Source organism: Lysinibacillus sp. FSL P4-0201, from assembly GCF_038593425.1.
GTDB classification, from domain to species: domain Bacteria; phylum Bacillota; class Bacilli; order Bacillales_A; family Planococcaceae; genus Lysinibacillus; species Lysinibacillus capsici.
This window is the reverse complement of the sequence record NZ_CP151995.1, coordinates 3,809,082-3,833,917: the sequence shown is the minus strand read 5'-3', so window position 1 is coordinate 3,833,917 and position 24,836 is coordinate 3,809,082. Positions and strand designations below refer to the sequence as shown.

The window sequence follows — 24,836 nt, the reverse complement described above, 5'->3', positions numbered from 1 at the left end:
GGAAATATATTGGAAAAGAAACGTCAAAATGAGACTCAATCGAATATAGTGTCGTTCATTCCAACAGGCGACTATTATTATAAGAAATCAATTCAAGCAATGAACAGTGGACAAATGAATAAAGCCTATAAATATTTACAGCGTGCGGTAGATTTAAGTCCCGACGATCCAATGATTATCTTGCAGTTAGCCATAGTAGAGTTAGAAGGTCAACGTTTTGAGGAAGCGTATGACCTACTTCGTCGCGCCTATCAAATTGATCCAGATAATCCAGAAATCATATTTTACATGGCAGAAGTATCAGGGTGTGTAGGCATCATGCATGATGCAAAACGCTTTGCAGAAGAATATTTAAAGCTAGAACCTGAGGGTGCTTATGCCGATGAAGCAGCAGAAATATTAGAGTTTGTCGCTTTTGAGCAAGATGATTTTGAAGAGCTTGAAGGCTCTGGTGAGGATTTATATCGTCAGGAGCAAGCTCGTCGTTGTATGGAAAAGGGAGATTTTCCTGAAGCTATTACTATTTTAGAAGATTTAATTGAAGATCGACCAGCATTTTGGTCAGCCTATAATAATCTAGCACTCGCTTATTTTTATGTTGGAGAAGAAGAGCAAGCAAAGGCTCTCTTGCATACAGTGCTACGTGAAAATAAGGGCAATCTACATGCATTATGCAATTTAACGGTAATTGCGTATTATGAAAAAAATGAAGATGATTTACAAGAACTGTTAAATGTTCTTGTTAAAATTCAACCCTATACTTGGGAGCATCGTTATAAACTTGGTGCTACCTTAGCCTTAATCGGCCAATATGAATTAGCCTATAAATGGTTGCGTAGCATGCAAAAGAGAGGCTATGTAGGAGATGCAGGATTTTACTTTTGGCTGTCACATGCTGCCTATTTCTCAGGACATGAGGAGATTTCGAAAAGTGCTTGGGATCAGCTTCTAGAGCTAGACCCAGACAAAGAGGGCTTCGAACCTTGGCGCCAACAAGAAAATGAATTTGGACTTGATGCATTGGAGCATGATCGTGATTTTATTGTTGAAAAATTAGAGAGCACTTATACGAGTGAACGCATTTTTGGTTTATTTTTACTGAAAGGTACAGCGCATAAGCAAGAAATTATCGCCCATCCGAAATGGATTAATATTGAACAATTAGGCTCTTTTGAAAAATTATTTTTAGCTTATGCACTTGGACATGAATTTGATAAGAAAAATAAAGTAGAAGCAAGCTTTTTACGATCAGTACAGGTCTCAGAAATTTTATTAGAACAATATGGAAAGCTATCATCATTAATTGTACCGCTGTTTCAAATGTGGTTTGTGCTATGTGAACAAGCTTTAATAGAAAATTATCGTTTTACAAATCCAACAGCAATTGCAGGAGCAAATGATTATTTATTCAGATCTTCACAAATGCTTAAAGTGACAAAAAAGGAAATTGCGCAGCAATATGGCGTTTCTGTATCTACTTTATCAAAGTATATTGACGAAATCTTAACGTTTTTGCCAAACAGTCATGATTAATGTGTGAGCAACATAGTTGAATAACTTTATACTTTCACATACGATGAACATACTAACGCTATCACCAATTTTTCCTTAGCGTCATTGATCTTCTTCTATAGATGACGTTAGATGTATTGGTTGAATGAAGATAAAAAGTATTCTGTTTAGGGGGAAGTATTTATGTCGGAAGAAAAAATTTATGATGTAGTAATTATTGGTGCAGGTCCTGCTGGGATGACTGCCGCTGTTTATACATCTCGTGCAAATTTGTCTACTTTAATGATTGAACGTGGCATTCCTGGTGGACAAATGGCAAACACAGAAGAAGTAGAAAACTACCCAGGTTTTGAGACAATTTTAGGACCAGAGCTTTCTACAAAAATGTTTGAGCATGCTAAAAAATTTGGTGCTGAATATGCCTATGGTGATGTAACGGAAATCATCGATGGAGAAGAATATAAAACAATTAAATCAGGTGCAAAAGAATATAAAACACGTGCCATTATTATCACCACTGGTGCTGAGTATAAAAAAATGGGTGTGCCTGGTGAAAAAGAGCTTGGTGGCCGTGGTGTCAGCTACTGTGCAGTATGTGATGGAGCATTCTTTAAACAAAAAAATCTAGTTGTCGTAGGTGGCGGAGATTCAGCTGTTGAAGAGGGTGTTTATTTAACTCGCTTTGCTGATAAAGTGACAATTGTCCACCGTCGTGATAAATTACGTGCACAAAAAATTCTCCAAGATCGTGCCTTTGCCAATGAAAAAATTGATTTCATTTGGAATGCAACTGTAAAAGAAATCAATGAAGCGAATGGTAAAGTTGGCAGTGTAACACTACAATCAACTGTCGATGGTACAGAATCTGAATTTGCTACAGATGGTGTTTTCGTCTATATAGGTATGCTTCCTTTAACGAAACCATTTGAGTCATTAGGTATTTTAAATGAGGCTGGCTATATTTTGACAAATGAAACGATGGAAACAAAAATCCCAGGTATCTTTGCAGCTGGAGATGTCCGTGAAAAATCACTTCGTCAAATTGTAACAGCAACTGGTGACGGTAGTATTGCCGCGCAAGCTGTTCAACATTATGTAGAAGAGCTATTAGAGAAAATTAATGCCTAATATGGCTATTTTAAGGAAAAAAATACAATTTTAATGTGCTTTTAATATTGCTGTAACTTGAATGACATATAAAAGGTGTATGATTAAAAATGTAATTAGCAATCCCCCTTTTATTTTGTTTAGTAGGTTGTTTCCGCCTCCAATAGGTGGGAGCAACCTACTTTTTTATGTGTAAAAAATCAAATAATAATATCACGATAAACGTAAATTTCGCCCAAGATGAAATGGTTATCTTTGAATAGAACTAAATTGTTAATTGTCTGCGTACAAGAGTTGTAAATGAGGACAAAACTTACAAGGTCTTGTTATAATGAAGAGTAGAATGCAAAAGTGATTAGAGGTGTGCCTATGCAAAGAATTGCAAATTTAATTGCCGTAAAAGACGGTAAAGTATTATTACTTCAGAAACCAAGACGAGGCTGGTATGTAGCTCCAGGAGGGAAAATGGAGAGTGGCGAGTCAATCTTCGAGGCTGCTATTCGAGAGTTTCAAGAAGAGACAAACGTCATACCTTTACATGTTCATTTAAAGGGTGTTTATACGATGATCATTAAAGAAAACAATGACGTAGTGGATGAATGGATGCTCTATACATTTGTTGCAAAGGATGTAGATGGAGTACCATTCGAAGAAACAAGAGAAGGCAAACTTGCATGGCACCCAGTAGAGGATTTAGCACATTTGCCAATGGCTGAAGGAGATCGAACTAATTTACAATTTGCTGTTTCGCAATCAGGCATTCAGTATGGCACGTTTGACTATACAACGAATTTTGAATTACTTCATCAGAAAATACAAATTTCAAAAGAACAATAAAGGAGTTGCATGACAGTGGTGGTTGAAGGCCAACAAAGTACACATGAATTGGTTATTATTACAGGAATGTCTGGGGCTGGGAAAACAGTAGCTATTCAAAGCTTTGAGGATTTAGGGTATTACTGTATTGATAATTTACCACCTGCGTTACTTACAACTTTTTTAACCTTATTAAGAGATTCTGGTAAAAACAGTACCCGAATTGCAGCAGTAATGGATATGCGCGGAGGCGACTTTTTTGATGCTCTAATTGGCGCATTAGACCATATACTAAAAGAAGGCGATATTGTTGCTCGTATTTTATTTTTAGATGCAGATGATGCCACATTAGTCAGACGGTATAAAGAAACGAGACGTGCACATCCATTAGCAGTGAATGGTTTACCTCTAGATGGAATTAAACAGGAACGAGTACTTTTATCTGAAGTAAAGGGTCGTGCCAATTTTGTTTATAACACATCTAACATGAAACCAAAGCAATTACGTGAGAAAATCGTCAAAGAATTTGCAAGTGAGGCAGATACTATTTTTACCGTTAACATTATGTCCTTTGGCTTTAAACATGGTATGCCGATTGATGCGGACTTAGTGTTTGATGTTCGTTTTCTTAAAAACCCATACTATGTGGAGGAGCTACGTCCAAAAACGGGTCTTCAAACAGAGGTATCTTCTTATGTGTTAGCGTTGGAAGATACGCAAATCCTTATACAAAAACTGACGGATTTATTAGACTTTATGATTCCTCTCTATCGACAAGAAGGTAAATCACAGCTTGTTATTGCTTTTGGTTGTACTGGGGGCCAGCATCGCTCAGTGACATTAGCAGAATTTTTTGGTGCATATTTTGCGGGCAAGGAAAATACGGTTATTACGCATCGTGATATTAATCGTAGAAAGGAATGAGTGAATGGGGAAAAAGCAAACAAAGCTTGTGGTAATTGGTGGTGGCACAGGGCTCTCCACGTTACTTCGCGGTCTGAAGCATCACCCATTTGATATTACTGCTATCGTAACAGTAGCAGATGATGGTGGATCTTCAGGTCGTTTACGTGATGATTACGATATCCCACCGCCTGGTGATGTACGCAATGTGATTGCAGCATTATCAGATATTGAGCCCCTTGTAGAGCAAATGTTTCAATACCGTTTTTCGGCATCTGAAGACTTACGAGGTCACTCCTTAGGGAATTTAATGCTTACAGCCCTTACTGATATTACTGGTGATTTCAATCATGCTATTAGTGAGATGGGAAAGGTTTTAAAAGTTCATGGTCGAGTTATTCCAGCAGCTAATAAAAAAATCACCCTACATGCTGTGCTTGAGGACGGTTCAATTATCGAGGGAGAATCAAAAATCCCGACAGCGACGAAACGCATTAATCGCGTTTTTTTAGTACCTGAAAATGTGCAACCGTTGCCAGAAGCTATTCGTGCAATACTTCGTGCAGATTATATTTTAATAGGACCAGGAAGCTTATATACAAGTATTATTCCGAATTTGCTTGTTAAGGAAATAGGTGAAGCAGTTGTTAAGGCTAAAGGAAGAAAAATATATGTTTGTAATTTAATGACACAAAAGGGTGAAACCATTTCTTATACAGCAGGTGATCATGTAACAGCCATACATAAGCATGTTGGCCATGATTTTATCGATTCCATCTTAGTAAATGATGAAGAACTCCCTAACCCTGTAAAAGAACTGTATAAAGAAGAAAGAGCGGAACCAGTAACATTTGACGTAGCAAAGCTTGAAAGTATGGGATTAGAAGTTATCAAACGAGACATTGCTACAATTCGACCTGATGGAACGGTTCGACATAATGCTACAAATGTTGCAGAATGGCTGGTAGATTATGCTGATATTTACCATCAAAAAGTAAGAGGACCAATAATAGAAACATAATGGCTTTATTGTATATGGTAAGATGAACATATACATAGAAATCATGATTGAAAGGGGGGCGTGATATGTCTTTTGCTTCTGAAACAAAAAAAGAATTGACACAAATAGAAGCGGACAATCATTGTATGAAAGCAGAAGTTTCTGCCCTAATTCGTATGAATGGTTCATTATCCTTTGCAAATAAACAACTAAGCTTAGACGTGCAAACCGAAAACGCTGCAATTGCCAGAAGACTATATACGATTATGAAAAAATTGTATCCGTACAATGTTGAATTACTTGTTCGTAAGAAAATGCGATTGAAAAAAAATAATGTGTATATATGCCGTGTAAGAGAAGGAGCGCGTGAGCTATTAATTGATTTAGAAATCATCTCAGACGACTTTCAATTTAACCATACTATCTCAAGAAAGCTCATTCAAAAGAGCGGCCAAAAAAGAGCTTATTTAAGAGGAGCCTTTTTAGCAGGAGGTTCCGTCAATAATCCAGAAACATCGGCTTATCATTTAGAGGTTTATTCTTTATATAAAGAACATGGTGAGGCATTAATGGATTTGATGAATGAATTTGAACTCAATGCCAAAACAATTGAACGTAAAAAAGGCTTTGTAACTTACTTAAAAGAAGCAGAAAAAATTTCAGATTTCCTTAATATTGTTGGAGCGCATCAGGCTATGATGAAATTTGAAGATGTTCGGATTTTGCGAGATATGCGTAATAGTGTCAACCGTATTGTGAACTGTGAAACTGCCAATTTAAATAAAACCATTGGAGCAGCATTACGGCAGGTTGAGAATATTCGATTTATTGAAAATTCAATTGGTCTTGATCAACTACCAGAGAAGCTTCGTGAAATAGCACGTCTCCGTGTTGAATACCAAGATGTGACATTAAAAGAGCTTGGTGAAATGGTATCTAGTGGAACGGTTAGTAAATCAGGTGTTAACCATCGATTGAGAAAAATTGATGAGATTGCGGATGCATTAAGGCGTGGTGAAAAAATAGGTGGTTAAGTTATCATACTTTTCAGGTATGAATGTCATGCTAATCGCTTATTGTTCTTTTGCCAGTAAGTAAGGTAAGATAAAACTAATAGACGAACGGTAGTGAAGGGGAGTTTTGAGAATGATTGAGAGAAGAGTCCAGGTTAAATTAAAATTAGGACTACAAGCTAGACAAGCAGCACTATTTGTGCAAGAAGCAAATCGTTTTAGTGCTGATATCTTTCTAGAAAAAGATGAGAAAAAAGTAAATGCCAAATCCATTATGGGTGTTATGAGCTTAGCAGTTGCTAAAGGTACCGAAGTGACTTTAAGCAGTGAAGGTAACGATGCTGAGCAAGCGGTTACAGCATTGGCAACAATTATTGAAAATGAAGATTAACATTCATTAAATACAAAAGGCATCACAGAGCAATTCTGTGATGCCTTCTATTTTTTTATTTATTATCGCTACGGTGCATAATATGATCGATTAAACCGTATTCTTTTGCACGTTCAGCAGTCATGAAGTTATCACGATCTGTGTCTCTTGCAATGACTTCAAGTGGTTGACCAGTGCGTTCAGATAAAATGCCATTTAATTTTTCACGTAAGAATAGAATACGCTTAGCAGCAATTTCAATTTCTGTCGCTTGACCTTGTGCACCACCTAGTGGTTGGTGAATCATGACTTCAGCATTTGGTAAGGCAAAACGTTTACCAGGTTCTCCAGCTGCAAGTAGGAAAGCACCCATTGATGCAGCCATACCAATACAAATTGTTTGTACCTGTGGTTTAATGATTTGCATTGTGTCATAGATAGCCATACCAGCCGTAATGGATCCGCCAGGTGAGTTAATATAAAGAGAGATATCTTTATCTGGATCTTCTGCTTGTAGGAAAAGAAGCTGAGCGACAATGGAGTTAGCAACATTGTCATCAATAGCACTTCCTAAAAGGATAATACGGTCTTTAAGTAGACGTGAATAAATGTCATATGCACGCTCACCACGACTAGTTTGTTCAATAACTGTAGGAATTAAATTCATGTTAAATCCTCCTTAAAAAGCTAAATTCGAATACCTTTGCTGAAAATTTTCCTTTGTATTTCAGCTGTATCCTTATCATACACATTATAGTCAGGGAAGGTCAAATATTAACCCTGCTAAAGTGAAATTAAAAAAAATAAATTGTTTTTGCATTCTATGGTTGAATTATATAGGATAGGCTTGTATAATGATTAAGGTTATAAGGTTTAAAGTACAGGACACTATTTTGCAGGTATGCTTCAAAAATGAGGGTTATCTACATCATGCTTTTCGTAAGCCTAGAGTGAGTACTTTTTTTTTGTGTCTTTTGCCCTCGTGGTGTAATGGATAACACGTAAGATTCCGGTTCTTGCACTGGGGGTTCGATTCCCTCCGAGGGCGCCATTTTACAATTAAGAAAACCTTGTTATATTTCAGAAGAACCTCACAAACGTTCTTGTACCAACGTTTATGAGGTTTTTCTACTTTTTAATGATTGCGTGAGAAGTCGTTAAAAAACGATAAAAAAAGGAACTACACTACACAAATACTACACATGCTACTCATCTTTTCTATCCAACATCTTCTTATAAATACTCAATGCCTTTTGTTCCTCACGTGTTCTAAGCTCTCTTAAAACGTGAGCATAAGTGTGCATTGTTGTAAAAATGGTTTCATGCCCAAGACGTTCAGAAACATATTGAGTATCTACTCCTTCATATAAAAGTACACTTGCATGAGTATGTCTAAGTCCATGACATGTTATTTCTTGAATTTCAAGCTCATTCAGTATACTCTTTAATCGTTTGTTAGCATCTTCATTTGTTACAGATTTAATATTCCCACCTACATAGAAAAATAAACCATATTCGTTTTCTTTTAATTGCTTAGCATATTCCTCTAATAAGCGCATGACAATATCCTCAACTACGATGATTCTTTCAGATGATGTGTTTTTTAAGTCTGTATAACCTTTACCCTCTCGATAATCCCAAGCTTGAAAGATACTGATTGTATTATTTTTAAAGTTAAAGGCAGGCATTGTTAGGCCAACTAGTTCACCAAAACGCATACCTGATACAAGAGCTAGGAGTAATAAATAATCTTCTGTACGTTCTAAGTGGCTAATAAGGTAGTTTAATAGCTTTTGACTATCTGCGTAACTTATATGTTTTTCACTATCCTTTTTAGCAGGCACAGAGCCATTATTTACAGCTTTTCGAGTGAAATCAATTGCAAGATAACCGTCATCAATTGCATCCTTAATACACGCCTTAATGTGGGTATTTAATTTTCGCACAGACTCTTTTGAACGTCCTTTAGCATAGACATCCAAAAAAGTTTGATATTCATCACTAGTAATCTTTTGAATAGGCTTGTCTTTAAAATACTCTTGAGCACGTCTTAATGAGTCCTGGTAACGTCTGTAAGTGTTTTTATGTTTAATGCTTTTATATTTCTCAATCCAAGCCTCAAAGTACTCTGTAAATGCTTTATCACGTGTTAAAACATTCCCACCTTTTTGTAGTCGCATCTCTATAGCTGTTGCTGCTACCTGTGCCTCTTTCTTTGTTGCGAAACCACCTTTTCTTACAGGATCATATTTTCCATCTGTATACCGACTTACAGTATACTGCCATGTCTTTCCACGCTTTGTTACACTTGCCACATTAAACACCTCCAATTCTATTGTTAAAAATACAATAGAAATGCACTATTCCATTTCGGCATATTTTTGTTATTAAAGTATTGAGTTAGTCTTTTTACTGCAAAGTCATACTCAACATTAAAGATCAACTGTAAATCTTTTATTGTAAGTGAAGGGTCATTTTCGACTAATTCATCAAGCATAAAAGTAGGCATACATGCATGATACATAAATGTGTCTGCTTTTTTTTCTTGATATTCTATCCATGTACTTTGCATATAGCTCTGATTACCAGTATGTAGAAGGATGTGGTTTAGTTCATGACAGAAATCTTGCCAAATTTGAGGTTGTGTAAGATCCCTACCTAGAAAAATAAAAGGGATATTTTTAAAAAAAAGTGCCTGGCTTGGACCATCATAAGTGGCAGGGAATACTCTTATTCCCAGAGCGCTTGCAATTGTTTTGTAATTTAGTTGGTGAGGTTGATTGATACCGATTTTTAAATATAATTCCTTTACAAAATCTTCTGTGTGTGTTGTGTAATTCATATAAAACATCTCCAATGATTAACTGATAAGAACGTGTGTTCCTATTAAGTTTATAATAAAACCCTACTATTTGGAAGTAGGGTTTTATAATGTATTATTACTAGCTATTGTAAATTCTTGATTCATTGATTGGATTCAGATGTACTATTACTATTTTCTATTATTTCCTGATAAGAGTTATCTTGATTAAAGTGCTTTATAATAGTTACTTTTTCATAAAGTTCAATAATATAATCGGATGATTCAAGTTGATTATATTTAATTGCTTTAAATTTACCATCTAAAGAAGAAAGAACCGATGTATTACTATCAATTTGATAGTCTAAAAATAAATCATGTGGTGTTTCACCTTTATAAAAATTTTTAAATTTATATTTTGCTGTTTTTAAAGGAATGTTTAAATTACCTACCATAAATATTGAAACCCCAATTATAAACATAGGGAAGAATGTAAAGTACATTAAAGGGTTATTATCACCTACTAGTAAAAAGTCAACAAAAGCACAACCAAAGAATGTCCCAATTAGAATTAATAGAACTACAGTAATAGCATAGTTACATTTTTTAAACGTATCTTCAAAATTACTTAGTTTATTAATTAAAAAGAAAGGGAAAATAATAAAATAAAAAATACTCCATAATACAAATAAAATGGAATTGATGGCTAATGCAAAGTAAAATGGAGTAAATAATTTAAATTCTGTAATCCAAAAAGCAAGTGATATAAAGGATCCAACAAATAATAAGCTACCCAGAAAAAACAATAATAATTGTCTAGATAAGTAAAATTGTTGTTTTCTCTCTTTTGACATTAACTGCAAATCAAATGAATCATAAATAAGACTTTTAAAGGATTGAGCAAGGAATGTAATAATAGGTAACAATAATGCAACTAATAAACCAAGATTCACAAGTATACTCTTTACATCTTTTTCACCAAGTTTATTTAATATTTCTAACATAAAATTCTTCTCCTACTACTATTATGTATTTGATATTCTTTTTACAGTATTAATTCTAATGTTATTAATATACATATGTATATTGAATAAAAGGACATGCAAATAACTGCATGTCCTTTTATTTTGTTTCTTTTTTTATGACTTCCCACATACTACGTAGCATTCGTAAATCTTCTTCTTTCGACTTAGGTAATTCTCTATACCACCGTTTTAATTCTGGATCATTAGCAAACGCTTGAAATTCAGCTTCATCTTTTTCTTCTTTGGATATTTCAGACATATCCGTTCGACCAAGAAGGTAATCAGTGCTAACCTCAAAATAATCAGCAAACTTATTTAGTAACTCAAAATCAGGTCTTCTCTCATCTCGTTCATACATTCCAATTGTACTCTCTGCAAGACCAAAAATTTTTCCGAACTCTTTTTGTGAAATTTTTTTACTCGAACGGAGAGCCTTTAATTTTTTTCCAAAAAGTTCTGTCATATTATTATCACCTGTTTTCATATTAACACAATTTGTGTTAAATAAATTGTTTTATATAATTTATTGACAACACAATTCGTGTGGTTTATATTAGTTAATAACAACACGTATTGTGTTGGGAGGTGAAGTGTTGAATAAAGAAAAAATTGGTCAAATCCTCACTGATTTGAGAGGTGAAGCATCACGGGAAGAGGTTGCCAAGGCGGTTGGTGTAAGTGTTAGCGCTTGGCAAATGTATGAGAATGGACAACGCATTCCAAAAGATGAGGTCAAGGTTAGAATTGCCTCCTACTTTAAAAAAACAGTAGGAGAAATTTTTTACTCTTAGACAACACAAAATGTGCGGTTTTGATAAAGGAGGTATTTTATGCAGCAGCAATTAAATGTCCAACTAACTATTCATATTCCAGAAGATCAAGTGTTAATAAGCAAAGTTGAGCTAGAGGAATTACAAAGAACAAAATTAAAAGGGAAATTCTGGACGATGAAAGATTTGGAGGCTCAAACAGGCAGAAAATCTGAATGGCTACAAGAGAACATCCTTTTTGTTCCTAAGTTTAAAGAAAAATTAGACACTCGTAATGGAGGATTTGTTTACTACCCAAAAGGTAAAGGATCACCTTGGGCTTTCCAAGCAACAAAAATGGCGCAGTTTCTCGATGATAACTTCCATTTAATTTGGAGAGGGTAACGTCCCTCTGACGCTACCCTTCAAAAGTGGTCTTTGATTGAGGAAAAGCTTGGAGAGAAACAAACGAGGATATATGTAATTTGTTATTCCTTCTTATTAACAATTTTAACATTTTCTAACTTAGCGGAGTATTCCAAATCGGCATAAAAAGGTGGTGAGAGTTTGAAGTTGGGGTTGGGAGCACTATTACAGGCATGTCGAATTAAAAGTGGTATGTCACAGGAAGATTTGGCAGCTCAAATGAATAGAAGCCAAACATGTATTTCTAAATACGAAAACAACCGTAAACCACCTGATATTTTCACTTTTATGGAATGGTTTAAACAAACAAATACACAGGAAATTGGCATGCTGTTATCACAGCAAATGATCAATGGGATTGATATTAACATAATTGTTCAATCATTAATGCCCATAGTTGGTGGATTTGGATGGTGGTTCTTTTTATAAAAGGAGTGTTAATTGTGGAAGTAAAAAAAGGCATAAAAAAATGCAAGCACATAAGTACCTGCATTGGATGAACTGTAACTTCCGAGGGTCAACAGTTCAACGAAATATATTACAAACCTTGTCCTTTTATTATGAACAAACTTTCGTAAATAGTCAATACAGGGAGGATTTATTAATGGACCGTATTCTAGAACAATTAAATGAAAATCTAAATCAAGCGAAGGTTACATTAAACAAATGTGCTCGTGCAGTCGCCGATTTATCAAACAGTAAAGATCAAGAGACACATCTAGAGAAATTCATTGAATACAACTATCAAAAAGGTCTGGTAACAGGCATTGAGGATACGATTCATGAAGTAGAAAAAATGCTATCAGTAACAAGATCATTAAAAGCTGTTTAATTCATTCTTATCACAGGATTCACAAATATGTTTGTGAGTCCGATGATGCGAATGATTGCATCAGAAGGTGGTGATTTAGTTGAGGATTGACGTTAAAGCTTGGCGACTAATGAAACCTGTTGAACAGTATATGGCAATTTACAAAGCCGCACGTCAAAATGACGCTACCCTTAAAAGTAGGCACAAAAAAAGCTTACAAGCACTGGCATGCGAGTAAGCAACTTAGAAAAATACATTAACAAAATTATATCAAGTTTGAAGCCTAATGGCAAGGGAGGGCATTGTATGTCACAACTTATCGTACATGGTGGAATGCGCGTTCTAACAAGCGCACAACTTGCAGAATCCTACCATACAAACGCAAAAATCATCAATCGTAATTTTGGTCGTAACCAAGATCAATTCCTTGAAGGTGAGCATTATTTTCAATTAACAGGTGAATCTTTAAAGGCATTTAAAGCCGAGCGTCCAGATGACGCTAGCCTAAAATTTGCATCATCTTTGAATCTATGGACTGAAAAGGGTGCTTGGCTCCATTCTAGCTTTCTAAAAAGTAAACGAGCTAAAGAAGCTTTTACAACCCTTGTAAACAGTTATTACAGCATCTTAGAAACTACACCACAGCAAACAATGCAACAGGGACAAGCTCCTTTGGCTATTACTCTAGAAGACTATCAGCAATTAGAAAGCAGGGTGACTACATTGGAGGACATGTTAAAACAACAGGTTACATTGCATTCAGGTGAGCAGAGCCGATTACGAGCAGCCGTAGGAGAGCGTGTGCATGCTTTAGCAAAAGATAAAGGTACACGTCCAGCAATGTTCAGAGCAATCTATTCAGCAATTAAAGAGCACTATCAAGTGAGCTCATATCGTGATGTTAAACAGCATGAGTTGCAGGATGCATTGAAGTTTGTAGCAACATGGGAGGGCTAGAAAATGCAAGGAATAGTTAGGGTTGAGAAAAATAGTAACTACACAGTCCTTCATAAAGCAGCACTAAAGGATACCCGTCTTAGTTGGAAAGCAAAAGGAATCATAGCGTATATGTTATCGATGCCAGACAATTGGGTTTTCCATATGAATGAGCTTATGAAGCATTCTACAGACGGAGAAAAGTCCTTTCGTTCTGGTTTTAATGAGTTGAAAACACATGGTTATGTTAAACGATTTCCAGTCTACAAAGATAAAAAAATAGATCATTGGGAAACTGTAGTTTTTGAAGTGCCACAAACGCAAGAGGACTCTCTACTTTCCCAAAATGTACAAGTAGGTAATGAAGATGTACGAAAGGAAGCACTACTAATTACTGATTCTTTACTAAGTAATGATAAAAAGAATATCGAGTTAATCATCGAGTATTTAAACGTCAGTGCTTCTAAAAACTTCAAGGCATCTACTGGCGCTACAAAAAAATTTATTAATGGTCGATTGGCAGAAGGATATTCAGTAGATGACTTTAAGAGAGTTATTGATATAAAGGTTGCTCAATGGCTAAACAACCCAGATATGAATGCCTACTTAAGACCGAGCACTTTATTTGCTCCGAAAAATTTTGAAAACTACCTGAACGAAAATACTTCACCTAAACAAAAAGTAGCAACACCTGTTGCAAAGCCAGTGGAGTTGAATTTTAACGAAGGAGAAGATTACGGATGATCCAAACGCATGAGCTTAGTATTGAATTAGCAGAAAAAAGCTTACTAGGAATAATGCTAGTAGAAAACTACTTAATTTCTGATAGTGGTTTAGATTCAGAACATTTTACAAGTCAAATACACCGTAACATTTTCTCTTGTATGCAAGAACTAGCATCAGCAGGGAAAACCATTGATTATATCACGCTAATGACGATGCGTGAGCCAATGGAATTGGGTGGAGCCAATTATCTAGCAGAACTAAGTAACTTTGCAAATACAGTAAAGTTTGATAATTATCGTGAAATTCTAGTAGCCCATTGGAGAGAGCGAAAAAAAGCCTTTATTCTTCAACAAGCACAACAAGAAGCTTGGACAATTGATAACATTCAAAAAGCTCTAGATGATATTCAAGGAAGTGATACAGAGCAAAACACAAGTATCATGATCGATCTCGTTGAACTAGGAGATACCCCATATAAAAAAAGTGCTGTCAGAAAAGGTGTAACTTCTGGATTAAGTGATTTAGACAAAATGTTAAATGGTTTTCAACGAAAAGAGTTAACTATAGTTGCTGCTCGTCCTTCAATGGGGAAGACGGACACGCTTGATCATTTTGCAATGGCAGCTGGATGGGCAGGGTACTTACCAATTATCTTTTCGTTAGAAATGAGCCGAGAAACATTACTTAACAGATTAATAGCAGCAGCAGGTAACTTTAACCGATTAAAAATGCGTAATCCATATGAGCATTTTTCAGAGGAACAAAAGAATAATTGGCTACCAACATTGACGCATTTAAGCAATACAAAAATTGAAATCGATGACCGAGCAGGATTAACAGTTGCACAAATACGTGCAAGCGCTAGAAAGATTATAAAGGCCAACCCAAACAGACAGCCAATCATTTTTATCGACTATCTACAAATCATTCGTGGGGCGAATCCTAAAGATAATCAAACACAAATTATTGGGCAAATCAGTTGGGACTTAAAGCAAATGGCAAAAGAATTTGATTGCCCAGTTGTATGTTTATCACAGTTAAATCGGAGTGTTGAAGCAAGGCAAGATAAACGTCCGATGATGAGTGACTTACGTGATTCAGGGAATATCGAGCAAGATGCAGATGTAATTATGTTCCTCTACAGAGATGATTACTATGACAAAGAATCAGAGAGTAAAAATATGCTAGAGTTCATCATTGCAAAGCATAGAAATGGTCCAACTGGTACTGTAATGGCTGTTTACATTAAAGAGACAGGGCGACTTGCTAATGTGGTATGGGGGCAGGGTGGTTCAAAGTGACAACAGTAAAAGAATTATTAGATTTGGCAGTTGAATGCGATATGAGTGGTGTAGCGCATCATGCATGGTGGGCAATTACACAGCAAGGCATAAAGCTTCAAGATGATGTAGATAAGCTAAAGAACATTCCTGTGGACTGTGAAGCAATTAAAGAATTAGTTTCGAATAATACACTTGGTATTGGACGAGTAAAGTTGTTTGTCGTCAAAGCGCCTAATTCTGATTTATATGCATTTTATTTAGCTGAACAATCGCTTGACGCAACCATACTTCACAATGACAAATTTGGTAAATGTGAAAAGGTCATTAATGCTACTCGACTTTTACCAAACAAAATGCTCTTTGCAGATACAGGGTTAGAAATGACCTTGTTCGAGTATAGAAAAAAGCTAGTTCAATTTCCTGCATATTTGGGACATGCCAAGGCAAAAGAGAATGTCCTGTATCGATTGGGGGTGTGAAAATGAGCCAAGTAGAACGTTCAGAACTGATTTTTACATGTAGCCTACTGACTGGGAAAGCAGAGTCCTTTTTTGAAAATATGACGGATGCTGAATTGTGGTTAGTCTATGACGAACAAATGAGCAAAGCAATCTATGGATGAGGTGATTTCATGAGGAATAAAGAGCGAAATGAAAGATTGAACCTCCTAGAAATGCAAAAAAGTTTGAACGACAATCATTGTAATCCTTGTATCAAGATTCGTGAAAGTGGAGTATCTGCTTGTAACAAATGTTCCATAAAAGAAGAGTTAAATTATATAGGCAAACATCTAAGTCAAATACGAAAGTCTACAAAAGCAAATACAATTGCTGAAGAAATTTTAAGGCAATCAGAAACTCCATACGGCTTAGTACTTACAACAGAAAGACTTAGCATATTAGAGAAAGCAGGTTTTCGGACTTATCAAATCGAGGAAAAGTATGGGCTTTCGAAAAAAGAATTGTATGACTGGAAAAAGCATCGAGGGTTAATTAAAGCTAGACCTAGAAAAAATAAAGGACAAGACTTATGCAACAGTTAAGTATCTTTGATTGTCCAGTAATTGAAAAACATACTTTTCAGATTTATGACAAAGTGAAGTTACAGTTAGTGGATGAGTCAACCAACTTTGAAATCTATAATTATCGAAAATATTACTACGATCATTTCATCGGAAAAATGGGGACTGTGCTTGAAGTTAGAGGAAATACAATTATGGTGCAAATTAGTGAAGAAATCATTCAATGTGAGGCGTGTGAGCTGGAATGGATTGCGTAGGGTACGGCTGCAACCGTAACCCTACATTTAAACCCTCTTGCTAAATACACTACAGCAATTATAGCAGGGAGGGGCTAATATGGGCAATACAGTTAATTTAGGGGCATTAGGCGATGGTGTTTACATCGTTCAACAAGGTGCAATTGTAGAGGTTCTAGAGCCTAAAGAGTATGGACAAGATTCTATCCAGTGGCAGCACGGCAAGGTATTTGAAGTGAGCGAGAGCAAGCGTAGACGCGTTGGAGCAGTGAAGAAATGAGAGTGAACAGGGGAGTGATTACTAATGACAGTAATAGTAGCACCAAAAAATAATTTTGTAGATTTAAAAGCAATATATAACGAGTTCACAGAGGCCCTTCCAGTAATCTTCTTTGGAAAAGATACTTACGAACACTTAGGTTTAATTCAGGTTGAAGGTCAAGAAATACATGTTTATTGGTGTGAAAAAGAAATGCATCAACTGCACATAACCCAACAAGGTGGAGTGCCAGTTTTGGTTGAGGGTTCATATTCGATTAGGAAGTATTGAAAGAAGAATTAATTAGTTAGTTTATTGCTATATGATACATTTAATAGAAATTTTTTGAAAGATGGGCTGGTTAGATTAATCGTCTAATGTGAACTAATTAAACAATTGAATTATTGTAGAGCTAATATTTATCGCAGTGTTGGTTCTAAAAAGCATGATATTTCATATAAAAGAAAACATAACATGATTTTTTAAGATTATGTATAGATTTAATAAGTCTACACCATATTTTAAATAAGGGAATAACAAAAATGGGTTTTAAATACATTTTTTTGTATTTAAACTGTACTTTTATCGATAAAAAGTGTATTTTTTTAGTATAAACAATTAGAATTGGGAGTGTTTATTTTATGATTATACAATTTTCAATAGAAAATTATTTATCATTTAAAAGCAAAACAGAGCTTTCATTAGAATCTGGTGAAAGATTAAGGAAATTTAATGATACTAATACAATGAAGGTAAAGGATATACGCCTTTTAAAGAATATTGTTTTATTCGGACCTAATGGTTCTGGGAAGAGTAACGTCATTAATGCTTTACAAACGTTTAAGAATTTGGTTTTAAAAAAAGCATCATTTATTACTACAGATTTACCATACGTTCCATTTTTACTTAATATAGAAAATCAAGCAGAACCCACTACCTTTGAAATAGAATTTATTATTAATAATATTAAATATCGTTATACAATCAGTTACAATGAAGAACTATTTACTTATGAACATTTAGAGTATTCTACTGGAAATAAGAAATACAAAACTTACTTTAAAAGGATTAATAATGAATTTGAAAAACTTCCTTTAGGGACAGAAAGTATTGCACAAAAAACAAGGAAAAATACATTGTTTTTATATTTATTACAAGATAATAACGATGTACATGCAATAAATGTAACACTATGGTTCTCGGATTACTTGCAGTTATGTGATTTTAGTAATATCGAGGACGATATAGATATTTTAGAGAATAAAGAAATTAAAGATCTATTCTTGAGATTATTGAAAGTAGCAGACTTTAATATTAAAGATATCGAGGTAGACAAAAAGATAAAAAAATTCTCTAATGAACAGCAAGAATTAATGATGAAACTTTTATCACCATTAGTTAAAGCTAATGAAGGTGAGCTAACAATACCTGAAACAAGAGTTGAAACTGATTTAAGAACTGTTTATAATCTTTATAATGATGAACAAGAAAATATTGGAAAAGCAAGGTTGCCGCTTGAATTAGAATCGTCAGGGACTAGAAAGTTTATTAGGATTATTTTATCCATTTTGAATGCTGGTCAAGAAGGAAAAGTATTAATCTTTGATGAGTTTGATGATTCATTCCATTTGGCTGTATCCCAGGCTCTTATAAAGTTATTTAATTCGGAATTTAATAATAATCAGTTTATTTTAACATCACATGAACTACAACATTTAGATTGTGATATAAGAAAGGACCAAATCTATTTATTGGAGAAAGATTATGATGGAGAGAGTAATTTGTTTTCTTTGTTTGATTTCAACAATCTAGAGCCAAGTGGATATAATTCTTATTTTAATAAAAACTCTAGACATGATCTTTCTTTTTTCAAAAGGTATATTGATGGTCGATTTGGAGCTAATCCACAAGTTCGAATTGAATCATTAGTAGATACAATGGCTGAATATTATGGGAGCACAACTAAAGAAAAACAAGAAAAACAAGAAAAACAAGAAATAAAAGAAATAAAAGAAATAAAAGAAATAAAAGAAATAAAAGAAATAAAAGAAAAAAAAGAAATAATAAAAATAAAAGATAAATAAAATGTAAAAAATTACATTAATAATTAATTAAAAATACTTGGAAGAGGTTATTTGATGGCAAGGAAGTCTAAAAATCTTCAAGAGAAAGATAAAATAGTTATTTTCTGCGAAGGATATACCGAAGTTCATTATTTTAATATGTTAAAAAGGAAATACAGAGGTGGAAACGTTCATGTAGAACCTCATAAATCTAAAAGAACTAATGCTTATGGAGTAGTGCATTCAGCCATAAATTCACCTCATATTAGTGGTGCTAAAAAAGTATATGCAATTTTTGATAAAGATCGAAACACTATTCAAGAATTAACAAATGCATTAAATGCAGCTAACCAAAATGGCATAGATGTTGGATATTCAAATATCTCTTTTGATTTGTGGGTATTGATGCATTTTGAAAAAGTTGATTCTTATAAAACACAACCAAATATAATTCAGAAATTAAACAAACATTTTAAATGTACAAGTTATGAAGATGATATGAAGAATAATGCTAAAATTGGGGATTATTTAAGTGACAAAGTTAACAACGCTATAAGTAATTCTTTAGATAGTCCCCATTTAAATCAAACGGGAAATTTAATTAATTTTTTATCCAAAAATCCCTTCCATAATATACATAATGTAGTAGAAGATATTTTTAAAATTAGTAAGTTTAAAGGAAGATATAACTAATCTCTCGTGAAAAGTAAATTGTTTTGAAGTTATTTATATTTAGAAATATATAATTATGTCTTTACGGAAAATACCGGAGGCACTAACAAACAGGCAAATGACCTGTTTTGTTGGTGCCTCTTTTTATTTTGATATAGGGGTGAAATATGTGCGAACGTTACAAACAGAGTTGGTACAAAAGGGATTAAGTAAAGAAGTTGAAGGGCAAGCGTCAAAAAGACGCCAACCTAAAAAGAAGATGAGTCAAAGAGAAATTGAAGAATTAATGGGAGTTAGGAGAAGCACTTACAAAAGAGTAAATGGAGCATTTAGACAGAAAGGATGATTGTAAATGAAAGTTGTTCAGCCTATACGTGATCCAGAAAAGGTAAATGCAATGCTTCAATATTTAAAAAGCATGAATGAAAGAGATTATATGTTGTTCTATATCGGTATAAGTGCTGGTCTTCGAATATCTGACATGTTACAGCTTCGAAAAGAAGATGTTCAATACGCTCATATAGATATTGTGGAAAAAAAGACAAACAAGCCAAAACGTTTCACTTTCCCACCATATATAAGGAAAGATGTTCAACGCTATATACAAGGTTTGAGTGAAGGTGAGTATCTATTTAGAAGTAGACAAGGGGACAATCGACCAATTGATAGATCAACAGCCTATCGTATTTTGCGTAAAGCAGCAGAGGAATGTGGAATTAGAGAAATCGGGACACATACATTACGCAAAACATTTGGTTATCATTTCTATTTAAAGTCAAAAGACATAGTAGCATTACAAGCTTTATTCAATCACTCTTCACCAGAAACAACATTGAGATATGTAGGAATCAATCAAGATGTATTGGATAAAGCGATGGATAATTTTAAACCTGATTGGGTGAAATGATTAAACAACAATTTCTTTTTTATTTATACAGTACAACATAAAAAAGAGTAGCGTGTACTCATATTTAGAAGTAGGTTGAAGCATTGATAGTACAGGGTTTGTGATAAAGGGCGAGTGCACCAGTCTATGTTTTGAAGTGCAGTAGAGAGGGGCAAGTGAGAGTATGACCATTGATGAAGCAAGGGAGCAGATAAAAAAGCTAGAGGATTACATCAAGTTGGTTGAAGGATACGTGCCTGAAACATTTGAGCAATATGCTATTAAGCTCTATGTCTTACATGAACATGTAGCAAGAGTAGCCAATCTGTTGAATGATTTAGGATTTCGCATTGGCAAACGAAAAGTGATTGGAACAGACGTATCAGACATACTACGTGCCAAACCAACAGATGAATTACATGAACTGGCAGTTAAGTTATTTAAACAAAACAAGAAAATGGTTAAGGGGCGATAATATGTTAATCATGGAGAGTTATGCAGATATATTAAAGGTAATTGATATTATTAAGGCTGAGATAGAAGCTGTTCAATTAGATCTGGATTATTGGTTAGGTAAGAGCAGCAAGCATCCATTATTTAGTGAAGGTGCAAGAAAATACGGCCTAGATATAGCAGCAAAACGTGTGGACTTTCTATATGCTCGTATGGATCAATTAGAAGAACGGCTAAAAGCATACCAAGAGATTGAAAAAGAGATTCGAGAGAACGTTGATAAATTAGAAGGACTAGAATATAAAATAGCAAAACTTCGCTTCATTGATGGCATGACATATCAAGAAATTGCTGATGAACTTGAATATTCATATGACCATATTCGTCGTGTAGCTTCTAAAAGTAATAAAAAAGAGGCTTCATTTACTTAAAAGCCACAATCATGCCACATTATATATTGACAATATGTAGTACATTCATAAATGAGGTAATAGGAAAGAACAACCAAATTGAAAAAGTGAACGGAAATGCACTAAACACAATTTGTTACAAAATAACGTGGTACGCTCCGCCATGAGTCACAAGTGAGCTCTGGATAAATTTATAACAATATCAAAGCTTTCATCTTAGGATGGAGGCTTGAATGAAGGAGTAGTGGCGGAATAGGTAGACGCAATGTAGTGGTTTAGCTAATGGCTCTTGGTAATAGGGCGCTGAAGCTTCAGCAATATCGGGCATAAACGAGATACCACGAAAATTACCATACAAGGTGCAAATCCTTGTCTACTTCACTAATTAATTATTCCTGTCTAAACAGGAACTATAAAAGCATTGTAATAGCTGTAAAAGCTTTATGATGCTTTTTCTTTTGCTTTGAAAACTGCATCAAACAGCCATACAAATAAAAAGGACTGGTTTACGGGTGAGTAAGTATCTTAGGAATATTAGATATCGAAAAAGACTGTCATGTACTAGTAACCGATAGGGCGGAGTTTGGTGTTGTTTTGAGAGCAAAAAGTTATTACATATATTTCATCTTCTGGTTTATGATTGAACGGCAGGGGGTGAGTGTAGTGAAGAAATGGGAATATGAAACTGTTTATTGGGATTCAGCGATTTCAAGTATAGAAGACTCTGATGATTTCGATCAGATGTTAAATGAATACGGTTCCGATGGTTGGGAAGTTGTTTCAATGACACATCAAGTTGATAGTTCCGCAATTTCTGACACTAACGGAGTCAGTTCTGTTGAAACGTATTCGATTGTTATCGTTTTTAAAAGAGAATATCAAGAAGTTTAATCAAAGTAAAAGATGCTCAAAATTGAGTGTCTTTTTATTTTTGTGTTGGAGGTGGTGGTGTATGAGATATGGCTAGAGCAAGAGATCCTAATCGTGATAAAGCATTTGAAATTTACAAGGAACATAATGGGGACATTACAAATAGAGCAATAGCTGAAATGTTGGGTGTTCCTGAAAAGACTATTGGCTCATGGAAGTCTAAAGCCAAAGATAATTGGAATGAAAAACTCAATGGAGTACTCCAATCAGACGAACGGAGTACTCCGATAAAAAAGCAACCGAAAAAAAGTAAAGAAAAAGTCGTTGAATTAGATGAAATTTCCACTTTGGTAACAGAGGACGGATTAACTGATAAACAACGACTTTTTTGTATGTACTATGTTCGTTCACTGAATGCTACAAGTGCATATAAAAAAGTGTATGATTGCAGCTATCGAACAGCGATGGCGAACGGAAGTAGATTGCTAAGTAATGCTAAGGTGAAAGAGACCGTTGCAGAATTAAAAAGGCAAAGGCTTGAGAATTTGGATTTGGATAAATTCGATGTGCTAGAGAAATATAAAGCTATTGCTTTTGCAGATATAACAGACTTCATAGACTTTACTCAAGTCGAGTCAGAATCAACAGAAACAACATTAGAGTTTAACCCAGATGGTTCAAAGAAGTCAGAGAAAACAGAAATAGTACCATACACGTATACTAAATTCTCGATGCATCATTCAGAAGAGATTGACGGGACACTCATTACCGAACTATCAAAAGGAAAAGACGGTATGTTTAAGGTTAAACTCGCTGACAAGATGTCAGCACTGGCATTCTTAGCAAAATATACTGACTTACTTAATGAAAATGAGCGTAAGCAGCTACAGAATGAGCAATTGAAGTGTTCTAACGAAGCTAAACGCATCGAAATAGAACAATACAAAAAAGAAAATGTTGTTGGTCCAGAAGATAATAAATACTCCTATATGACACCAGAACAGCGTCGAGAAGCGATAGAACGATTGAAAGGAATGACGAAACAATGAATGCTGAACAAGCTGAAATCGAACTACTCGATGCACTCATTGAAGAGCGTAAATACCTTTCTCGACAATCGTTTTGGGAGTATTGCAAGACAAGAGCACCTGATTTCTACATTGATGGACGCACTCACCTAGAAAAGATTTGTGAGACGCTCCAAGCATTGTATGAAGGGCGTTTGCTAAATGAAGATGGTGTCCCATATGAAAATATGATTATGAACATACCTCCACGTCATGGTAAGTCACGTACATTAATTCATTTTTGTGAGTGGGTGCTAGGAGATAGACAGGAAAACCGTATTATCACAGCGTCATATAACGAAGATTTAGCAACTGTTTTCAGTCGTTATACTCGTGACGGAATCAGTGAAGAGAAAGTATATCCTCATGAAATTGTCTATAGCGATATCTTTCCAGGAGTAAAGGTTAAAAAGGGCGATTCATCATACCGTCAGTGGGCATTAGAAGGACAGCATTTCAATTATAAAGGCGCAGGTCTTGGTGGTTCCATTACTGGTAAGGGTGGTAATATCCTTATCGTTGATGACCCTATCAAGAATGCTGCCGAAGCTCAAAACGAAAATGCCTTAGACAAACAGTGGCAATGGTTCACTGATACATTCTTATCACGGCAAGAGCAAACGGATCGTTCCATTAAAATCGTTAATATGACGAGATGGAGTAAAAAAGATATTTGTGGTCGTATCCTTGATGGGAAACGTGCTAGTGAATGGTATGTACTGATGATGCCAGCTATGGATGATGAAGGTAATATGTTATGTCCAGAACTATTGAATAGAAAAAACTTTGATGCCTTGGCCGATTTTATGGACGAGGCTATTTTAAATGCTAACTATTATCAACAACCACTAGATTTAAAAGGCCGATTATACAAAGCATTTAAAACGTATGATGGAGATTTACCAACATTCAAAGTTATTCAGAACTACACTGATACAGCAGATGAAGGTGATGATTACCTATGTAGTATCGTATACGGTGTTACTTTTGATAATGAAGCCTATATTCTTGATGTGTTGTATACGAAAGCACCGATGGAAGAAACAGAGCCAGCTACAGCTAAAATACTATATGACAACAAAGTAAACCATGCTTACATCGAATCAAACGGTGGTGGGCGTGGTTTTGCTCGTTCTGTAGAGAAAATACTGATGGAAAAATACAGTAGTAACTACACTTATATTGAACCATTCCATCAATCCAACAATAAAATTGCTCGTATATTATCGAACTCTACATGGGTGATGAATCATATTTACTTCCCGATCAATTGGAAAGATAAATGGCCCGATTACTATAAAGCGATGACAGAGTATCAACGTGAAGGTAAAAATGCTCATGATGATGCACCAGATGCTACTACTGGAGTTGCGGAATTTGTGGGTAGTGGAAGTCCTTATGATTTTTAAATAAAGTGAGGTG

Annotated in this window: 34 protein-coding genes and 1 tRNA gene; 30 read left to right on the top strand and 5 right to left on the bottom strand. The window is 34.9% G+C overall.

Translation table 11 applies throughout. From position 1 onward, the window contains the following. Positions 1-9: 9 nt before the first annotated feature. The 7 genes from MKY76_RS19330 to MKY76_RS19300 all read left to right on the top strand — a co-directional run bounded on the left by MKY76_RS19330 (position 10) and on the right by MKY76_RS19300 (position 6,742). Positions 10-1,533, top strand: a complete 1,524-nt coding sequence (locus tag MKY76_RS19330) for a tetratricopeptide repeat protein (protein ID WP_112116617.1) — start codon at positions 10-12, stop codon at positions 1,531-1,533. Positions 1,534-1,695: 162 nt separating this feature from the next. Further along, entirely contained in the window at positions 1,696-2,640 is a 945-nt protein-coding gene (gene trxB / locus MKY76_RS19325; protein ID WP_054549567.1) for a thioredoxin-disulfide reductase, read from the top strand. A 348-nt stretch (positions 2,641-2,988) separates the two neighbouring features. After that, positions 2,989-3,456 carry an 8-oxo-dGTP diphosphatase gene (locus MKY76_RS19320; protein ID WP_048390859.1) on the top strand — a complete coding sequence of 156 codons (468 nt, stop codon included), beginning with the start codon at positions 2,989-2,991 and terminating at the stop codon, positions 3,454-3,456. Positions 3,457-3,465: 9 nt separating this feature from the next. After that, on the top strand, positions 3,466-4,359 hold the full coding sequence (rapZ, locus tag MKY76_RS19315) for an RNase adapter RapZ (protein ID WP_054549566.1): 894 nt from the start codon (positions 3,466-3,468) through the stop codon (positions 4,357-4,359). A 4-nt stretch (positions 4,360-4,363) separates the two neighbouring features. Then, positions 4,364-5,359: a YvcK family protein gene (locus tag MKY76_RS19310; RefSeq protein WP_054549565.1), complete on the top strand. Its 996-nt coding sequence runs from the start codon at positions 4,364-4,366 to the stop codon at positions 5,357-5,359. A gap of 65 nt (positions 5,360-5,424) precedes the next feature. After that, on the top strand, positions 5,425-6,372 hold the full coding sequence (gene whiA / locus MKY76_RS19305; RefSeq protein WP_004228019.1) for a DNA-binding protein WhiA: 948 nt from the start codon (positions 5,425-5,427) through the stop codon (positions 6,370-6,372). A gap of 112 nt (positions 6,373-6,484) precedes the next feature. Further along, complete coding sequence (locus tag MKY76_RS19300) at positions 6,485-6,742, top strand: HPr family phosphocarrier protein (protein ID WP_004228023.1); 258 nt, start codon at positions 6,485-6,487, stop codon at positions 6,740-6,742. A 55-nt stretch (positions 6,743-6,797) separates the two neighbouring features. Here the strand turns inward: MKY76_RS19300 and clpP are convergent, their stop codons facing one another. Beyond that, positions 6,798-7,388 (bottom strand): ATP-dependent Clp endopeptidase proteolytic subunit ClpP, encoded by a 591-nt coding sequence (gene clpP, locus MKY76_RS19295; RefSeq protein ID WP_004228025.1) that lies wholly within the window; start codon positions 7,386-7,388, stop codon positions 6,798-6,800. 309 nt (positions 7,389-7,697) lie between these two features. Between clpP and MKY76_RS19290 the strand changes: the two genes are divergently transcribed. Next, positions 7,698-7,772 (top strand) — tRNA-Arg (locus MKY76_RS19290). A gap of 154 nt (positions 7,773-7,926) precedes the next feature. Here the strand turns inward: MKY76_RS19290 and MKY76_RS19285 are convergent. The 4 genes from MKY76_RS19285 to MKY76_RS19270 all read right to left on the bottom strand — a co-directional run bounded on the left by MKY76_RS19285 (position 7,927) and on the right by MKY76_RS19270 (position 11,009). Further along, complete coding sequence (locus MKY76_RS19285; protein ID WP_342557046.1) at positions 7,927-9,036, bottom strand: tyrosine-type recombinase/integrase; 1,110 nt, start codon at positions 9,034-9,036, stop codon at positions 7,927-7,929. Between the two features lie 23 nt (positions 9,037-9,059). Further along, complete coding sequence (locus MKY76_RS19280) at positions 9,060-9,563, bottom strand: ImmA/IrrE family metallo-endopeptidase (RefSeq protein WP_342557045.1); 504 nt, start codon at positions 9,561-9,563, stop codon at positions 9,060-9,062. A 122-nt stretch (positions 9,564-9,685) separates the two neighbouring features. Continuing rightward, a complete protein-coding gene (locus MKY76_RS19275) occupies positions 9,686-10,525 on the bottom strand; it encodes a hypothetical protein (protein WP_342557044.1) in 840 nt (279 codons plus the stop codon). 118 nt (positions 10,526-10,643) lie between these two features. Next, the gene (locus tag MKY76_RS19270) at positions 10,644-11,009 is read right to left on the bottom strand and encodes a helix-turn-helix transcriptional regulator (protein WP_342557043.1); all 366 of its coding nucleotides are present in this window, start codon (positions 11,007-11,009) and stop codon (positions 10,644-10,646) included. A gap of 127 nt (positions 11,010-11,136) precedes the next feature. Between MKY76_RS19270 and MKY76_RS19265 the strand changes: the two genes are divergently transcribed. The 22 genes from MKY76_RS19265 to terL all read left to right on the top strand — a co-directional run bounded on the left by MKY76_RS19265 (position 11,137) and on the right by terL (position 24,823). Continuing rightward, on the top strand, positions 11,137-11,337 hold the full coding sequence (locus MKY76_RS19265) for a helix-turn-helix transcriptional regulator (protein WP_342557042.1): 201 nt from the start codon (positions 11,137-11,139) through the stop codon (positions 11,335-11,337). A 39-nt stretch (positions 11,338-11,376) separates the two neighbouring features. After that, on the top strand, positions 11,377-11,700 hold the full coding sequence (locus MKY76_RS19260) for a DUF771 domain-containing protein (RefSeq protein ID WP_342557041.1): 324 nt from the start codon (positions 11,377-11,379) through the stop codon (positions 11,698-11,700). Positions 11,701-11,862: 162 nt separating this feature from the next. Next, complete coding sequence (locus tag MKY76_RS19255; protein ID WP_342557040.1) at positions 11,863-12,150, top strand: helix-turn-helix transcriptional regulator; 288 nt, start codon at positions 11,863-11,865, stop codon at positions 12,148-12,150. A gap of 175 nt (positions 12,151-12,325) precedes the next feature. Beyond that, the gene (locus MKY76_RS19250) at positions 12,326-12,553 is read left to right on the top strand and encodes a hypothetical protein (protein WP_342557039.1); all 228 of its coding nucleotides are present in this window, start codon (positions 12,326-12,328) and stop codon (positions 12,551-12,553) included. Positions 12,554-12,838: 285 nt separating this feature from the next. After that, entirely contained in the window at positions 12,839-13,489 is a 651-nt protein-coding gene (locus MKY76_RS19245; RefSeq protein ID WP_342557038.1) for an ORF6N domain-containing protein, read from the top strand. 3 nt (positions 13,490-13,492) lie between these two features. Then, a complete protein-coding gene (locus MKY76_RS19240) occupies positions 13,493-14,212 on the top strand; it encodes a conserved phage C-terminal domain-containing protein (RefSeq protein WP_342557037.1) in 720 nt (239 codons plus the stop codon). Beyond that, positions 14,209-15,495: a replicative DNA helicase gene (locus tag MKY76_RS19235; protein ID WP_328003818.1), complete on the top strand. Its 1,287-nt coding sequence runs from the start codon at positions 14,209-14,211 to the stop codon at positions 15,493-15,495. The genes MKY76_RS19240 and MKY76_RS19235 overlap by 4 nt, the downstream gene beginning before the upstream one ends. Continuing rightward, complete coding sequence (locus MKY76_RS19230; protein WP_216486633.1) at positions 15,492-15,956, top strand: hypothetical protein; 465 nt, start codon at positions 15,492-15,494, stop codon at positions 15,954-15,956. Before MKY76_RS19235 ends, MKY76_RS19230 begins: the two co-directional genes overlap by 4 nt. Positions 15,957-15,958: 2 nt before the next feature. Continuing rightward, the gene (locus MKY76_RS19225; protein ID WP_328003816.1) at positions 15,959-16,099 is read left to right on the top strand and encodes a hypothetical protein; all 141 of its coding nucleotides are present in this window, start codon (positions 15,959-15,961) and stop codon (positions 16,097-16,099) included. 9 nt (positions 16,100-16,108) lie between these two features. Next, complete coding sequence (locus MKY76_RS19220; protein ID WP_342557036.1) at positions 16,109-16,519, top strand: hypothetical protein; 411 nt, start codon at positions 16,109-16,111, stop codon at positions 16,517-16,519. Next, the gene (locus MKY76_RS19215; RefSeq protein ID WP_342557035.1) at positions 16,507-16,755 is read left to right on the top strand and encodes a hypothetical protein; all 249 of its coding nucleotides are present in this window, start codon (positions 16,507-16,509) and stop codon (positions 16,753-16,755) included. Before MKY76_RS19220 ends, MKY76_RS19215 begins: the two co-directional genes overlap by 13 nt. Before the next feature lie 79 nt (positions 16,756-16,834). Then, positions 16,835-17,014 (top strand): hypothetical protein, encoded by a 180-nt coding sequence (locus tag MKY76_RS19210; RefSeq protein WP_155591872.1) that lies wholly within the window; start codon positions 16,835-16,837, stop codon positions 17,012-17,014. 24 nt (positions 17,015-17,038) lie between these two features. Then, positions 17,039-17,284, top strand: a complete 246-nt coding sequence (locus MKY76_RS19205; protein ID WP_328003813.1) for a hypothetical protein — start codon at positions 17,039-17,041, stop codon at positions 17,282-17,284. Between the two features lie 350 nt (positions 17,285-17,634). Next, a complete protein-coding gene (locus MKY76_RS19200) occupies positions 17,635-19,077 on the top strand; it encodes an ATP-binding protein (RefSeq protein WP_342557034.1) in 1,443 nt (480 codons plus the stop codon). Between the two features lie 54 nt (positions 19,078-19,131). Next, positions 19,132-19,749, top strand: coding sequence for an RloB family protein (locus MKY76_RS19195; protein WP_328003811.1), 618 nt, complete (start codon positions 19,132-19,134; stop codon positions 19,747-19,749). A 148-nt stretch (positions 19,750-19,897) separates the two neighbouring features. Further along, entirely contained in the window at positions 19,898-20,074 is a 177-nt protein-coding gene (locus tag MKY76_RS19190) for a hypothetical protein (protein WP_328003810.1), read from the top strand. 6 nt (positions 20,075-20,080) lie between these two features. Then, positions 20,081-20,635, top strand: a complete 555-nt coding sequence (locus tag MKY76_RS19185) for a site-specific integrase (protein WP_328003809.1) — start codon at positions 20,081-20,083, stop codon at positions 20,633-20,635. 163 nt (positions 20,636-20,798) lie between these two features. Next, positions 20,799-21,089, top strand: coding sequence for a hypothetical protein (locus MKY76_RS19180; protein WP_342557033.1), 291 nt, complete (start codon positions 20,799-20,801; stop codon positions 21,087-21,089). A gap of 1 nt (position 21,090) precedes the next feature. Continuing rightward, positions 21,091-21,498, top strand: a complete 408-nt coding sequence (locus MKY76_RS19175) for a hypothetical protein (RefSeq protein WP_342557032.1) — start codon at positions 21,091-21,093, stop codon at positions 21,496-21,498. Between the two features lie 642 nt (positions 21,499-22,140). Beyond that, positions 22,141-22,368 carry a DUF4177 domain-containing protein gene (locus MKY76_RS19170; RefSeq protein WP_342557031.1) on the top strand — a complete coding sequence of 76 codons (228 nt, stop codon included), beginning with the start codon at positions 22,141-22,143 and terminating at the stop codon, positions 22,366-22,368. Positions 22,369-22,436: 68 nt separating this feature from the next. Then, on the top strand, positions 22,437-23,396 hold the full coding sequence (locus MKY76_RS19165; protein WP_342557030.1) for a terminase small subunit: 960 nt from the start codon (positions 22,437-22,439) through the stop codon (positions 23,394-23,396). Beyond that, the gene (terL, locus tag MKY76_RS19160; protein ID WP_342557029.1) at positions 23,393-24,823 is read left to right on the top strand and encodes a phage terminase large subunit; all 1,431 of its coding nucleotides are present in this window, start codon (positions 23,393-23,395) and stop codon (positions 24,821-24,823) included. Before MKY76_RS19165 ends, terL begins: the two co-directional genes overlap by 4 nt. Positions 24,824-24,836 lie beyond the last annotated feature (13 nt).